This window comes from Streptomyces marianii, from assembly GCF_005795905.1.
GTDB classification, from domain to species: Bacteria; Actinomycetota; Actinomycetes; order Streptomycetales; family Streptomycetaceae; genus Streptomyces; species Streptomyces marianii.
In genome coordinates, this window is the sequence record NZ_VAWE01000001.1 from 8006526 (window position 1) to 8020985 (window position 14460).

Consider the following 14460-nt stretch of genomic DNA (forward strand, 5'->3'; position numbering starts at 1 on the left):
GATGAACCGGTCGCGCGCCGCCCCGCTACCGGTGCACGACCCGCACGTCGGAGGCCTTCACGAAGGCGACCCGGTGCCCGAACTGGATCTGGTGGTAACGCTCGTCGCCGCGCACCACGGTGTGCTGCGACGTGTCGAACGTCGTCGCCCAGTAGTACTCGCCCGGCGTGCTGCCACCGGTCACGTAGCTCTGTCCTTCGAGCAGTCTGTACGGCAGCGGCGTCACCGCCTGCACCGGTACACCCGCCGGGTACGCCGACGCCTCCGGATAGGCGCGGCCGTAGACCGGGACCTCCGCCAGGCCCTCGCGCGGGGTGACGAGCACGGCGCGCGCGCCCACCGCGGTCGGCCGGGTACGCGGGTTGTGGAACCAGGCCTTCTGGCCCAGGTACCAGATGCCCGTCCAGTCACCGCGGCGCTCCGCGACCGCGTACTGCTGCCCCGTCGTGGCCCGCGCGCCGGTGTCGTTGACACCCGTCGTCGACTCGCCGCCGCCCGGCCGCAGTCCGATGTCCCTGACCAGCGGCGCCGAGGCGTCCGGCGCGGTGTGCAGCCGGACCGCACCCGAACCGTGCGGAGCGCAGGTGTCGCCCGCCTTCACACAGCCCGTGTACACCGGCCGGTGCCGGTCGTAGTCGGGACGGATCGTCACCGCGGACGCGCCAGGACCCGCGGTCGGTGCGAACGGCCGTCCCAGCAGCGTGAAGTAGTGCGCCCAGTCCCAGAACGGCCCCGGGTCGGTGTGCATGCCCGGGATGGTCGAGGGCAGCGTGCCCGGCACGTTGTCGTGCCCGATGATGTGCTGCCGGTCCAGCGGGATGCCGTACCGCTTGGCGAGGTGGCGCACCAGCCGGGCGGAGCTGCGGTACATCGCCTCCGTGTACCAGGCGTCGGGGCTGACGAGGAAGCCCTCGTGCTCCAGCCCGACCGACTTGGCGTTGACGTACCAGTTGCCGGCGTGCCAGCCGACGTCCTCCAGCCGCAGATGCTGGGCGACATGCCCGTCCGACGACCGCAGCGAGTACTGCCAGGACACGTACTCCGGGTCCTGGACCAGGCGGAGGGTGGTCTCCCAGGTCGCCTCGGTGTCATGGATGACGATGTACTCCACCGACTGCGACGCGGGCCGGTCCGCCTTGTCGTGGTTGCCGTAGTCGCCCTCGCCGAACTGCTCGTAAGGCGCGGGGATCCACTCGCACGCCACGGTCACCGGACACTCCGTGAGCGTCCGGTCCGCGGTGCGAAGCCCCAGGCGGGCCAGGCCCGACCTGTCGGGACGCAGCCCCTCGCCGGCCGGCAGGGACACCCGCTGGCCGCTGTCCGTGGTCCGCCGCCGGCCCGTGCGGATGACGTCGAACACGTCGTCGGCGTACGTCGTCGCGGTGGCCGTGTCATCGGCGCCCGAGAACCGGGCGACCGCCGCGTACCAGTCCGCCGCGCCGCCGCCGGGCGCCCGGCCCAGTTTCCGCTGGGCGTCGGCGAGCAGTGCCGCGCCGCCCCGGACGTTCGCGGCCGTGTCCGTGCGCAGCCGTTCGGCGGGGATACCGGTGAGGTCCGCGGCCCGTTCCAGGGTCCGCAGCCGGGCCGGCAGTGCTGCGCGCTCCGCGAGCGTGGCGCCGTCGCCCGTCCGGGGAGCGCGGGCCGCGTCGCCACGGGCGTCCTCCACGCCGTGCGCATGGTGAGGGGCCTCGGCCAGGGCCGTCGCGGCGTCGGTGAGGTGCATCGGCCCGTAACCGCCCGTGACGCTCGGGGCACCGCCGTGCCCGTCCCAGCGCGACTGGAGGTAGGAGACGCCGAGCAGCACGCTCTGCGGCACCCGGTACTCGGCGGCGGCGGCGGCGAAGGCTCGCTGGAGTTCGTCGGACGGCGCGGCCGGCTCCGCGACGGCGGACGGAGCGGCCGAGGCCAGGGTCAGCAGCAGTGCCGCGACCACCACCCCCCGTCTGCGAGCATGTCTCGGTCGTGCCGGGGCGGATGCCTGCAATGCAGCCTCCAGTGACGGATGGTGCGCGAGCGACCCGTACAGGGGTAGCGGCTCCCGGACGATCCGTCAACGAGGCTCAGCGGTAAGGAAGTCCATGTCACGGGGTCCCAGTAGTTCTCGCCGAAAAAACAACGCTAAGAGGATGTCTCACGTGGTGACGCGGTGAGCTGGGGCATGAGCTGAAGCACGGTAGTTGTCACGTAGGCACGCTTGTTGTCAGTGGAGTACGTGCGGTGTGACTGTTCGGCATCACCGAGCACACCGCCATGCGCTGCCTCTGCGCGGCCCGCCCGCGGTAGCCCGCCGGGTTCAGCCCTGAATAGTGGCGAGCCAGTCGATCAGCAGGCTGTTGACCTCGTCGGGGCGTTCCTGCTGGACCCAGTGGCCGCAGCCGCCCAGGAGGTGGGAGGCGGACAGGGCGGGGAGGGTGATGGGGTAGGCGTCGATGGCATCGGCCATCCAGGTGGTGGAGGCGTCCAGTGCGCCGCCGACGAACAAGGCGGGCTGTTTGATGGGGGATCCGCAGTGGGGGGCGAGGTCTTCCCAGTCGCGGTCCATGTTGCGGTAGCGGTTGAGGGCGCCGGTCAGACCCGTACGCTCGAACTCCCCGGCGTAAACGTCGAGGTCCTCCTCGCTCAACCAGGACGGGAGCGGACCGGCGGGGAAACGGTCGCGCATGTGACAGCCTAGGTGTATTGCCCTGAGAGGTTAGGAACGCGGCTGGCGGGTGGCTGGCCCTTCAGCGCGGTGTGTCCGCGGTGGTGATTGTAGGTGTGCAGCCATGTGGGGAAGGCGTCGCGTCGTTCCTGTTCTGATCGGTAGGGCTTTGCGTAGGCCCATTCGTCGAGCAGGGTGCGGTTGAGGCGTTCGACCTTGCCGTTGGTCTGCGGCCGGTAGGGCCGGGTTCGCTTGTGAGTGATCCCTGCGTCGGCGAGTGCATCGCGCCAGGTGTGCGACTTGTAGCAGGCGCCGTTGTCGGTCAGTACGCGCTCGACGGTGATCCCGACGCTGGTGAAGAAGGCGTGGGCGCGGGTCCAGAAGGCGGTGGCGGTCTCCTTCTTCTCGTCCGGGTGGATCTCGCTGTAGGCGAGGCGGGAGTGGTCGTCGACCGCGGTGTGGACGTAGCTGTAGCCGGCGTTCTTGCGGTTCTTGCGTCCGGCTTGGCGGCCGAGGGTTTTGTGGCCGCCGCCGTCGGGGATGTTGCCGAGCTTTTTGATGTCCACGTGGACCAGCTCGCCCGGGCGGTCCCATTCGTAGCGGCGTATGACGCGGCCGGTGGCCCGGTCCAGGTGGGTGAGCCGGGCCAGGCGGTAGCGGACGAGGACTCGGTGCACGGTCGAGGGCACGAGGCCCAGCAGGTGCGCGATGCGGGCCGGGCCCCACCGGCGGGCGAGGCGGACCTTGATGATCCGGCGTTCGGTCCGGGTCGGTGTCCGGCGGGGACTGCGATGCGGTCGGGAGGAGTGGTCGGCCATCCCGGCCTCGCCCAGGGCCCGGTAGCGGTCGGCCCACCGCTGGGCGGTTGTGGGCGAGACCTGGAAGCGTTCGGCGGCCCGGCGCAGGGGCCAGCCGTCCTCGACCACGCAGCGGGCCAGGCGTAGCCGCCCGGTCTCGGTCAGGGGTGCATTACGGTGGGGCACGAGGGCCTTTCTGTTGGTGTAGACGTCGCAATCCACACCGAACCGGAAGGCCCTCACCCGTTCAAGATCCCTCAGCCGAGATCTGCCTCACCGTCCACAACCTCCCGGGACAGAACACCTAGGGCGATGAAGTGCGGGTCGGGCTCGCCCTCGGCTGGCATGGTGTCGGCGGACAGGGCCGCGTAGAAGCCCGCGAGCCAGCCCCGGACATCGGGCTCGATCTCCACCTCGGCGCGGCCGGGCTCCTGGAAGTAGGAGACGTAGAACTCCTGCTCGGGGCCGCCGATCCGGCCGAAGATGTCGGTGGGGCGGGGGCCGCCGGGCGGCGCGTACGGGACGCTCAGCAAGCCGACCGCGCGGAAGACTCCGGGGTGGAGCAGGGCGGAGGCAGCGGCGATGTTGGAGCCCCAGTCGTGGCCGACGACCACCGCGCTTTCCTCGCCGAGGGCACGCACTACGGCGACGTTGTCCTCCACCAGGTCGAGCATCCGATAGGCGTCGGTCGCGGCGGGCTTGGAGGAGCGGCCGTAGCCACGTACGTCGATCGCCACCGCCCGGTACCCGGCCGCGGCGAGGACCGGGAGCTGGCGGCGCCAGGAGTACCAGGACTCGGGGAAGCCGTGCACGAGCAGGACCAGCGGGCCGCAGCCCTGCTCGACCAGGTGCAGGCGCCCGGCCGGGGCCTCGACGATGCGGTGGCGGAGTGCGGCGGTCGGCTCGGATCGCATGGGCGACTTCTCCTCGGTTCGCGGGCGGCGCGGGGGTACCCATCGATCATGCGGCCCGGCGGCCACTCCGCGCGATCAGCGTTGCCATTCTGGCAAGCTTGCAGGCCAAGGCGGTGAGCGGCACAGCGAGAAGGAACGGGGACGGTGGCAGGAGACAACGTGGCGCAGATGCTGGCGGTGATGGGGCCCCGGCTGCGGGTCGTGCGCGAGCGCCGTGGCGTCACACTCGCCGATGTCAGCCGCGCAACCGGCATCTCGCCCAGTACGCTGTCGCGGATCGAGACCAGCCGGCGCAAGCCCACCCTGGAGGTGGTGCTACAGCTGGCGAAGGAATTCGGAGTCTCCCTGGACGAACTGGTCGGCACCGCACCCGCCCCTGCGGCCGAGCCCCGCAGCACGGCGCCGCACAGCTTCGGCGACGACAAGGCGGTGTTGCCGCTGACCCGGTACGTCGGCGGCCTGCACGCCCACAAGCATGTCCTGCCTGCCGTCGAGAGGCCGCCCGGGCGGCCCCGGCAGGTGTCCCACGAGGGTTACGAGTGGCTGTGTGTCCTGTACGGGCGGTTGTGGCTCGCACTCGGTAGCCAGGACCTCGTCCTGACTGCCGGGGACGTCGTCGAATTCGACACCCGCATCCTTCACGGAGTCGCGAACGCCGGATCCGACGGACCGGTCGAGTATCTGATCATGTTCGGGCCTCAGGGAGAACGTCTACGGCTGCGCACCCCTCCAGCAGTTGGTCGCGGGACTGGTGACACGAACAGCCCTTGAGCTGGGAACAGCAGGGTGCGCCGATCCGCGCCTGTCTCGGTCATCGTTGCGAGGGCGTGTGCCGGCCACGCTGGCGGAGGGCGTTAGCCCATCTGGTGCTGTCGAGGTGGCGGAAGTCGTCATTGACGAGTGTGCTGGAACCGGCTGTGGGCCTCATCGGCACGTGAAGTGCGATGGAACGCGACAGGGCAGGCAGTGCAGCCTTCGACCGCTGAGCAGGAGAACGAGGAACCATGACAGTCGTGACGTCATTCCGCACCAAAGTGACGGCCGGCGAGGATGAGGCCGAGTCCATCGTCAACGCCATCGGGGAACAGAAGCACGTCATCACCGACAGCGAGCGGGACGGCTTCGGCTGGCCCTGGGGCAGCATCACGGACGCATGCGCCAAGCACATGGGGCGGCGCCCCAACGGCGCCTGGATTCGCAACCCCACCGATCATGACCTGTACAACACCTACGGGTGGCAGCAGACGACCACGGTCCTGAAGGCCGTGAAGGCTGAGATCCTTGGGATCAACAGCAAGCCGACCACCGTGAAGACCGCCACGTTCCGCAACAACTCCAGTGTGGGCGGCACGTTCAACGTCAGCATCTGGGAGGAGGTGTCCAACACGGTCAGCAACACCTGGTCGTCGACCAACAGCTTCTCGCTGGAGCAGTCGATCTCCTACGAGATCGGCTTCCTGGGCACCGGAGGCGGCGGCGAAACCTCAATGAGCTATACGCACTCATGGGGGCAGTCGAAGACCGAGTCCCAGACGGTCACGCTGGGGTCGGAAACCGGGGTCGAGGTCTATCTCGAACCGGGGCAGGCGGTGAAGTCCACGCTCGTCGCCACCCGCGGCACCATGGAGGTCAAGGTCACCTACTCGGCCACGGTCGAAGGCCGAACCGCCATGAACTACAACCCCAGGCACAACGGACACCACTTCTGGAGCACAGGCACCAACACCATCCTCCAGGCGGGGGGCCTGAACCGAAGCAAGTCATTCACCGAGAACCTCGAAATCGGCTACTACTCCAACGCTGAGATCCTCCTGGAGGACGCCAAGACCGGCGAGCTCCTGGCCTCCCTCCCGCTTGACGGCGGTCCCGCCGTCAAGCCGGGCGAAACCGTCTCCTTCAACCTCAGCCCCCAGGCACGCGCGGCCGGGGCCGCCGAAGTAGTGGCGGCGGGCACCCCCGCCGAACCCGACCACCCGACCGCATAACACGGGCGGGCTGTAACGGCAATGCTGCCCGCCGCCGTAGACGTGCAGGGTGAACGTCTACGAGCCCGGCCGGTCGGCCGCGTCGTAGCTGTCCAGGACGCGCTCGATGCGCTCCCGCAGCTTCACCGGACCGCCCTCGCGCCCCTGCCGTGCGCCGTCGTGCGGGGTGAGGGTGGCGGCCGACCAGGTACACGATGTCGCCCACTTCTGCCATCTGCGCGTCCGGCACCGCGCCGCAGCACGGTGCCGGGCATGTCGTCGGTGATGTACTGGGACGAGAACTACCGGGACCCCGTCACGGACGGGTGGGGCGCGGCCTGCGGCGCTCAGCGGAGTGGACCCGTGATCGCCGGTGAGGGGCCGTCAGGGCACGGACGACCGGGCCGCGGGGCCCGGGCGCGGACCGACGCAGGGCGCGGGGCACGGCCGGCCGGTGCGATGCGGAGCCGACGCGGCCGGGCCGGTCCGGGTATCCGGAGCGAGTCGTCAGGCGCGGGGCGTCCCAGGGGCGCGGCACACGGCCGCGTGGTGTGACACCACGCCCGACGGCCGCCGCCGGTCCTCTGAACCGGCTGGCGAACTCCCGACGCGAACGGGCTGTCCGGCCGTCGTGGACGACGCCGGGGTCAGCCCGGCGGTACGACCGCCACGGGGCAGGGCGCGTGGTGCAGCGCGGCATGGGCGACGGAACCGACCCGCGCACCGATGGGAGAACGGCGCGCGTGCCGGCCGACGACCAGCAGCAGCGCACACCCTGTGGCGGACAGCAGCACCTGTCCCGCGCTGCCCATCTCGACGTGCTCCGTCACCGGCACCTGGGGGTACCGCTCCCGCCAGGGCTTCAGCGCGTCCGCCAGCGCCTTCTTCTCGAACGGCTCCAGGCCGCCGGCCTCGTCGGCCAGCCGCATCGAACCCGGGCTGTAGGTGTAGAGGGCCGGCAGGCTCCAGGCCCGCACCGCACGCACCCCCACGCCATGTGCGGCGGCGGTCTCGAAGGCGAAACCGAGGACGGCGCCGCAGTCCTCCGGCGTGCCGTGCTGTCCCACCACCACCTCGGCGCCCTCGCGGGGTGCGGGAACCGCGGCCTGGTCCTGCTCCTTCCCGGCCGGCGCACGTACGGCGACGACGGGACAGGCGGCGGAGGCGATCACCTGCTGGCCGTAGGAGCCGACGATGAAGCCGACGATCGCGCCATGACCCCGGGATCCGAGCACCAGCATCGAAGCGCGCTCCGACTCGTCGAGCAGCGCCGCCACCGCCGTGTCCGCCACCACCTCGGCGGAGACCGCCACATCCGGGTAGCGCCCGGTGATCTCCGACTCCGCCTCACGTACCAGACTCTCCACCGAACGCGCCTGCGCCTCGCGGTCCTGGACGATCGGCACGTCGAGGGGCTGCCACAGCCATGCGTGCACCATACGGAGCGGAAGCCCGCGGAGCGCCGCTTCGCGGGCCGCCCAGTGCACCGCGGCCCGGCTCTCCGGTGATCCGTCCACTCCGGCGGTGATGCGTCGGGCCATGGGAGCGTGCCTCCGTCCGGGGTCCGGGCTCGACCAGGCGGTCCGCCCTGTGATGCCAGTATCGCGCCGCGGCCGACACGCGCACGGAGCGAGTGGCCTGTTCTCGGTCACGCACCCGTGTTCCCGTGCCGGCCGGACCGGCCGGCCCCGGCTGCGTCCGGTGACGAGTTCCCCCGAGCCGGACTCGCTACACCTCCTGCCGCCAGCCGTCCTCCTCCGCCTCTGCCGTTGGGGGCGCGGCAGCGAGCCTCTCGCCATCCCGCCATCCCGCCATCCCGCACGGTGCGGTCCGGACATACGCACCATCCCTGGCGTCGTGTCACGTCGGCACACGACAGAGCGCTGTGCGTCCAGTGTGTCGGCACTGGACGCACAGCGCTCCTCCCCCTCGTCGCGGTCAGCGGGTGCCGACCGCCGCGCGCACGGCCCGCCGTGCCAGCGCGCAGTCATCGTGCAGCCGCCGCAGCAGCAGCCGCTGCTCCTCTCCGGAGGAGACTCCGGCCTGCGCTGAAGGGACGGTGCCGGCCGGCGGGGCCTCCCGCATCGTCCGCTGCACGGCCGTCTCGTAGGTCCTGATCTCCCGGGTCAGCACCAGCATCAGGTTCACCAGGAAGGCGTCGCGGGCCGCGGGGCCCGACTGCTGGGCCAACTGGCTGATCTGGCGCCGGGCCACCGGGGCGTCGCCCAGCACCGTCCAGAGCGTCGCCAGGTCGTACCCCGGCAGATACCAGCCGGCGTGCTCCCAGTCCACGAGCACCGGGCCCGTCGGCGCGAGGAGGATGTTCGACAGCAGGGCGTCGCCGTGGCAGAACTGGCCCAGGCCGCCCTGCCGTCCCCCGGCGTGGGCGAGACCGTGCAGCAGCTTCTGCAGATCACCCAGGTCGCGGTCGGTGAAGAGCCCCAGCTCGTGGTAGCGGGCGATCCGCGACGCGTAGTCCAGCGGTGCGTCGAACATCCCGGCCGGCGGTCGCCATGAGTTCAGCCGGGCGATGGCCCCGAGCGCAGCACGGACGTCCGCGCGCGGCGGCGCCTCGGAGGGGTGCCGGGCGAGGGCGGCCGGACGTCCGGGCATCCGCTCGACGACGAGCGTGCAGTCGTCCGGGTCCGCGGCGATGAGCCGGGGCGCACGCACCGGAGGCCGGTGCCGGACGAACGCACGGTAGACCCCTATCTCGTGCCGGAACCGCTCCGCCCACGCCGGCGACTGGTCCAGTAAGCATTTGGCGACGGCCGTGGTCCGCCCCGTAGTGCCGACGAGCAGCACCGAGCGACCGCTCCTGCGCAGCACCTGCACCGGATTGAACTCCGGGCAGATGCGGTGCACCGAGGCGATCGCCATGCGCAGCTGCGCGCCCTGGGGGCCGGACAAGTCGATTCTCCCGCTGAGCGGTTGGCCGACAGCCCCCGGCCAGCGCCGGGTCCTGCCGGTCGTGGAGGGCTCGAACAACGGCCTGCCGCCTGCCTGCAGGGTGCGCGGGCGGGGCGGGGCGGACACGGAGGACGATGCTGTGTACATGGGCGATACAGATCCCTTCGTGTGCCGACAAGTCGCGTGCGCGGCCCCGCCCCGGAAGCCTTCGTCACCCTGGGGAATGCGTCTCGCTCCCGGGGCGGGGTGGCGCTTTCCTACCTGACACCCGGCCGCGGGTGGCACACCATCTGGCGGACCCTGGCGAACCCTGGCGAATAGTCGCGGTGCATCTGACAGGGGGTTACTGTCAACTCAGCCGAGAACCTGGGGGCTTGACGTGACCGGAGAACCCAACACCCGTCTCGCGGACCTGTTCGGCCTCGCCGGCTGGTCCAAGGGCGAGCTCGCGCGGCTCGTGAACCGGCAGGCGGCGGCCATGGGCCATCCGCAGCTGGCGACCGACACCTCGCGGGTCCGGCGCTGGATCGACATGGGGGAGTCCCCTCGAGATCCGGTGCCGAAGGTGCTGGCGGCTCTGTTCACCGAGCGACTCGGCCGTGTCGTGACCATCGAGGACCTCGGGTTCGTACGGCACGGGCGCACGCGCAAGCGAAGGGAGGTCGGCGGCGCCGGCCATCCCGACGGCCTGCCCTGGGCACCCGAACGTACGGCGGCGGTCCTCACCGAATTCACGGGAATGGACCTCATGCTCAACCGACGCGGCTTGGTGGGCGCGGGCGCCGCGCTCGCCGCAGGCTCCGCACTCAGCAGCGCCATGCACGACTGGCTGCACACCGACCCCGCTCTGGCCACCGACGCTCCGCGTCTCCACGATCCCCTGGACGCCGACCCCGCTGGGTTCGACCGCTACGAGGCCGCTCCCATCGGGTCGCAGGAGATCGACGCCCTGGAGCGCTCCGTCGAGGTGTTCCGCGCCTGGGACGCCTCCCGGGGCGGCGGACTGCAGCGCAAGGCGGTGGTCGGCCAGCTCAACGAGGTGGGCGGCATGCTCGCCTACCGCCACCCCGACCACCTCCAGCGCCGTCTGTGGGGTGTCGCGGCCAACCTCGCCGTGCTCGCAGGCTGGATGTCCCACGACGTCGGCCTCGAACCCACCGCCCAGAAGTACTTCGTCATCGCCGCCCACGCGGCACGCGAAGGGGGCGACCGCCCCCGCGCGGGTGAGGCCCTCTCCCGGGCCGCACGCCAGATGGTGCACCTGGGCCGGCCCGACGACGCCCTCGATCTGATGAAGCTCGCCAAGTCCGGTTCCGGGGAGGAGACCCTGCCCCGTACCCGGGCGATGCTGCACACCATCGAGGCCTGGGCGCAGGCCTCCATGGGCAGGGCCCAGGCCATGCGCCGGACCCTGGGCGAGGCCGAGGAACTGTTCGTCTCCGACAAGGGCGATGTTCCGCCGCCGAGTTGGATGCAGATGTTCGACGAGGCGGACATGCACGGCATGCAGGCTCTCGCCTACCGCACCCTCGCCGAGCACGACCCCGCCGCCGCCGGCATCGCCCAGCGCCATGCCAAGCAGGCGCTGGAGCTGAGGGAGGGCGGCCGTCAGCGGTCCAAGATCTTCGACTACCTCTCCATGGCGTCGGCGTGTTTCATCGCCGACGACCCGGAACAGGCCGACAGGTACGCCCGGTTGGCGCTGGTGTCGATAGGGGAGACCTCGTCGCACCGCACCTGGGACCGGCTCCGGGAGATGTACCGGCTCACCGGGCAGTTCGCGGGCTACGCGAAGATCGAGGACCTCCGTGAGGAGATCCAGCACGCGTTGCCCGGCAGCCCGTCCAAGAGCGTGCGGAACGCCCGGATCTGAGCGACGTCGGTACCGACTACCGTCACCCCGGAGGCGACCGCGGGGCGGGAGTCGGCGGTGGCGGACCGAACGGTCCGCGGAAGGGACGGCGGCAGCGACGTCACCGGTGCCGTTCTCGTGCGGCAGACCACCGTCGCGCCCGACGGCCCGCCCCCGCTATCGACTGACCCTGGCCACCATCACACAGGCGTCGTCCTGACGCTCGACCTCACCGAACTCCTCGACGATCAAACGGGTGCACTCCTGCGCGCTCCTGGCGACGGAGAGCGCGGGGGCGAGGGCCAGCAGACGTTCCCGACCGGAACTGTCGTGGCCGGCACCCGGTCCCCTCGTCAGCCCGTCCGTGTGCAGCACCAGCACATCGCCGGGCAGCAGGCCGATCTCGGCCTGCTCGTACGCCCCTCCGGCCGTCGCGCCGAGCAGCACGCCGTCCGGCTGGGGCAGGGCACGTCCCGTCCCGCGGCGGAACAGCAGCGGGGCGGGATGGCCGGCCTGCGCCCAGGACAGCAGCCGGGTCTCCGGGTCGTAGTGGCAGCACACCGTGCTGCCGAGCGCGGGCTGTGCCGAGGAGTCCAGGAGACCGTTGAGCTGGACCATCAGCGGGCCGGGCCGGATGCCCGCCCCGGCGAGAGCCCGCAGGGCGCCCAGCAGCATCGCCATGGCCGAGGTCGTGCCGACACCGTGGCCGGTGAGGTCGCCCATGCTCAACAGAGCCCGTCCATCCGGCAGTTCCAGCGCATCGAACCACTGTCCGCCGCTGAACCCGCCGTCCGCCGAGGGGAGGTGATGGCCCGCCAGCCCCAGCGCCTCCGGACCGTGCCCGGGAAGGCTGAGCGGGCCGCGCCACGGAGGGAGGACCGCCTCGTGCATCTCCCTCGCGACCCGGCGCTCGGTCCGGTCGACGTGCTGCCGCCGGGCGAGCGTGTCCCGGGACTCGCGCACCGCGCGCTGGGACCGCCGCAGTTCGCTGACGTCCCGCAGCACGGCCCACATCGAGGCCGTGCAGCCGTCGGCGTCGAGGACCGGCTCTCCCATCATGTGGAGGGTACGGACACGTCCGTCGGCGCGGACGATGCGGAACTCCCCGTCGATCGGCTTGCCGTCGACCAGACAGTCCGTCACCATTTCCGTGAGCAACCCCTGGTCCTCGGCGAAGACCAGGGAAGGCAGCTCGTCCAGCGTCATCGGGTCGCTGCCGGCGGGCAGTCCGAAGATCTGGTGCAGCTCCTCGGACCAGCCGACCTCGTCCGTCAGCAGGTTCCACTCGGCGCTGCCGACCCGGCTCAGCAGGGAACCCGGGCGGGGCGCGAGGTCCTCGTACGGGGCGGGCTCCTCCGGGCCGAGGACGTCCCCGGGCTCCGGCAGGGCGGGCAGCCCCTCCTTGAGCTGGCCCAAGTGCGACCCGAGATCGTCGAGCTGATGGACAGCCAGGTCGCACAGAGCCCGCTGCCAGCGCCCCTGGGGGTCTTCCTCGTCCACCACGGCGTCGCGCCGGACCGCGTCCACGTCTCCGCGCAGCCGTCGGGTCTGCGAGATCAGCTCGTCCACCGAGCCGCGCCCAGGAGGCTGGGGGGCGGGGCGGTCCGCGAACAGATGGGACGGCATGTCGTACTCCGATTCAGGCGCGGCATGGCCAGGTCTCGGTAAAGAGACCGTTACGACTGTTGCACAGGTAACGGGGGCGCGTAAGGGATTTGGCAACACTCGATACGGTGGTGCACCTGGCATATGTCAATGGCTCGAAGTGCTCCCGACCAGCCATGACCCCGCTCCGTGTTACTCCTGAGTGCTCGTGAGGCGTGGCCCGGAAATGTCCTGTTGGATGTCTCGCAGCCGCGCCGGCATCGGCGAACCGGGCTGAAGCGTCAGTCCCGTACGGGGCGCCACCTCGACGGGACCGAGATCGACGTGGAACCGTTGGGCCAGGGTCGCCAGTACGAGCACCGCCTCCACCATCGCGAACCGCGCACCCAGGCAGGCCCGTGCGCCGCCCCCGAACGGGAACCAGGCGTGGTCCGGGACCGCGGGCTCCGCGCCCGCCTCCCACCGCTCCGGCCGGAACACCCCGGGCTCCGGGAACCAGCGGGGATCCCGGTGCGCGCTCCACTGGCTGGACCAGACCACCGTGCCCTCGGGCAGCGGCAGTCCGCCCAGCGCCGAGCCCTCCTTCGCGATGCCCGTCATCAGCCACACCGGCGGATACAGCCGCAGGGTCTCCTTCACCACCTGCTCGGTGTACGGCAGCAGGCGCAGATCGTCGAAGCCGGGTGTTCGGCCACCCAGGACCTCCGCCAGCTCCCGGCCCATCCGGGCCCGTGCCCCGGGATTGCGCGAGAGCAGGTACCAGGCCCAGGCCAGCGTCGTCCCGGTCGTCTCGTGCCCGCCGATGTAGAGCGTCACCGCCTCGTCGCGCACCTCCTTGTCCGACAGCGGACGGCCCTTCTCGTCTCGTGCCGCCAGCAGCCGGCTCAGGAGGTCGTCCCGCTCGACACCGCCGCGCCGCCGCTCCTCGGTCACCCGGGCCACCTCGGCGTCGATCACCTCGACGGCCCGGCGCAGAGCGCGGCGGCCGGGCGTCGGGACCCAGGTGGGCAGGAACAGCGTGAGCCCCCGGAACTCGGCGCCGATCGCCCGCTGGGCCACGTCCATGGCCGAGCCGATCACCCCCTCACGGCCCGCGGTCTCCGCGCCGAAGAGCGTGCGCACGGCGATGCGCTGAGTGAGCGCCAGCATCTCGAGGCGTACGTCGACGCGCTGCCCCGGACGCCAGGCGTCCGCCAGCCCGGCGGCGCAGTCGGCCATCGTCCGGGCGTACGACCGCACCTGACGGGGACGGACCGCGGGCTGCACCAGCGCACGCTTCCGGCGCCACTCCGGTCCCTCGGACGTCACCACGCCGTCCCCGAGGAGCAATGTGAACGCCCAGCCGAGCTCCGGGTGGCGGAAGACAGTCTCGACGCCCTTCAGCAGCTCGCCGATGTGCTCGGGACGCGAGACGAACAGGGCCCGCTGCGGACCGAGCCGCCATTCCACCAGGTCTCCGCGGTCGCGCAGCCGTACGAAGAAGCCGAGCGGATCGCGGGCGAACGCCGGCAGATTGCCGAGGCCCGGCAGCCGTCGTGGTCCGGGCACGATCGGACCCGGTCCGGGCAGTGCGCTTTCCGCCGTCATCGCAGACACCTTCCCCGAGCGCCGAACCGCCGGGCACCCGGGGGCGTCTCCGACTGCACGAAGTGTGCACGACCACACTGCCAGGACCGTCCCGCCGGTGGGCAGGGCGATCCGGCCGGAACGTCGGCGCACCTGGCCGGAACGCACTGCCGGCAGCGCGTCGGAAGAAGAGGGTGCGCCGCGGAGTCCG

Annotated in this window: 9 protein-coding genes and 2 pseudogenes; 3 read left to right on the forward strand and 8 right to left on the reverse strand. The window is 71.5% G+C overall.

The genetic code is table 11. From position 1 onward, the window contains the following. Positions 1–25 precede the first annotated feature (25 nt). From FEF34_RS36130 to FEF34_RS36145, 4 genes and pseudogenes are all read right to left on the reverse strand, one after another. Positions 26–1933 (reverse strand): N-acetylmuramoyl-L-alanine amidase, encoded by a 1908-nt coding sequence (locus FEF34_RS36130; RefSeq protein ID WP_138056924.1) that lies wholly within the window; start codon positions 1931–1933, stop codon positions 26–28. Positions 1934–2293: 360 nt separating this feature from the next. After that, a pseudogene (locus tag FEF34_RS36135) lies at positions 2294–2671 on the reverse strand (alpha/beta fold hydrolase); the annotation flags it as partial. Continuing rightward, positions 2671–3624: an IS481 family transposase gene (locus tag FEF34_RS36140; protein ID WP_138056925.1), complete on the reverse strand. Its 954-nt coding sequence runs from the start codon at positions 3622–3624 to the stop codon at positions 2671–2673. The gene FEF34_RS36140 and the pseudogene FEF34_RS36135, both read right to left, overlap by 1 nt. Before the next feature lie 116 nt (positions 3625–3740). Then, a pseudogene (locus FEF34_RS36145) lies at positions 3741–4352 on the reverse strand (alpha/beta fold hydrolase); the annotation flags it as partial. A 168-nt stretch (positions 4353–4520) separates the two neighbouring features. Between FEF34_RS36145 and FEF34_RS36150 the strand changes: the two are divergent. Next, positions 4521–5123 (forward strand): helix-turn-helix domain-containing protein, encoded by a 603-nt coding sequence (locus tag FEF34_RS36150; protein ID WP_407698373.1) that lies wholly within the window; start codon positions 4521–4523, stop codon positions 5121–5123. Positions 5124–5356: 233 nt separating this feature from the next. After that, positions 5357–6337 (forward strand): follicular epithelium yolk protein subunit, encoded by a 981-nt coding sequence (locus FEF34_RS36155; protein WP_138056927.1) that lies wholly within the window; start codon positions 5357–5359, stop codon positions 6335–6337. Between the two features lie 626 nt (positions 6338–6963). Here FEF34_RS36155 and FEF34_RS36160 read toward each other — a convergent pair. Further along, the gene (locus FEF34_RS36160; protein ID WP_138056928.1) at positions 6964–7857 is read right to left on the reverse strand and encodes a universal stress protein; all 894 of its coding nucleotides are present in this window, start codon (positions 7855–7857) and stop codon (positions 6964–6966) included. 397 nt (positions 7858–8254) lie between these two features. After that, entirely contained in the window at positions 8255–9373 is a 1119-nt protein-coding gene (locus FEF34_RS36165; protein WP_138056929.1) for an aminoglycoside phosphotransferase family protein, read from the reverse strand. A gap of 232 nt (positions 9374–9605) precedes the next feature. Here FEF34_RS36165 and FEF34_RS36170 point away from each other — a divergent pair, with 232 nt between their 5' ends. Further along, positions 9606–11099: a DNA-binding protein NsdB gene (locus FEF34_RS36170; RefSeq protein ID WP_138056930.1), complete on the forward strand. Its 1494-nt coding sequence runs from the start codon at positions 9606–9608 to the stop codon at positions 11097–11099. 156 nt (positions 11100–11255) lie between these two features. Here FEF34_RS36170 and FEF34_RS36175 read toward each other — a convergent pair whose 3' ends face one another. Together FEF34_RS36175 and FEF34_RS36180 are read right to left on the reverse strand one after the other, a co-directional pair. Then, the gene (locus FEF34_RS36175; RefSeq protein WP_138056931.1) at positions 11256–12704 is read right to left on the reverse strand and encodes a PP2C family protein-serine/threonine phosphatase; all 1449 of its coding nucleotides are present in this window, start codon (positions 12702–12704) and stop codon (positions 11256–11258) included. Between the two features lie 171 nt (positions 12705–12875). Beyond that, positions 12876–14270: a cytochrome P450 gene (locus FEF34_RS36180; protein ID WP_138056932.1), complete on the reverse strand. Its 1395-nt coding sequence runs from the start codon at positions 14268–14270 to the stop codon at positions 12876–12878. Positions 14271–14460: the final 190 nt, after the last annotated feature.

Bases quoted from the DNA above. Each gene is read 5' to 3' on its own strand.
- FEF34_RS36150 (WP_407698373.1), top strand. From the start codon at position 4,521: ATGCTGGCGGTGATGGGGCCCCGGCTGCGGGTCGTGCGCGAGCGCCGT.
- FEF34_RS36155 (WP_138056927.1), top strand. From the start codon at position 5,357: ATGACAGTCGTGACGTCATTCCGCACCAAAGTGACGGCCGGCGAGGAT.
- FEF34_RS36160 (WP_138056928.1), bottom strand. From the start codon at position 7,857: ATGGCCCGACGCATCACCGCCGGAGTGGACGGATCACCGGAGAGCCGG.
- FEF34_RS36165 (WP_138056929.1), bottom strand. From the start codon at position 9,373: ATGTACACAGCATCGTCCTCCGTGTCCGCCCCGCCCCGCCCGCGCACC.
- FEF34_RS36175 (WP_138056931.1), bottom strand. From the start codon at position 12,704: ATGCCGTCCCATCTGTTCGCGGACCGCCCCGCCCCCCAGCCTCCTGGG.
- FEF34_RS36180 (WP_138056932.1), bottom strand. From the start codon at position 14,270: ATGACGGCGGAAAGCGCACTGCCCGGACCGGGTCCGATCGTGCCCGGA.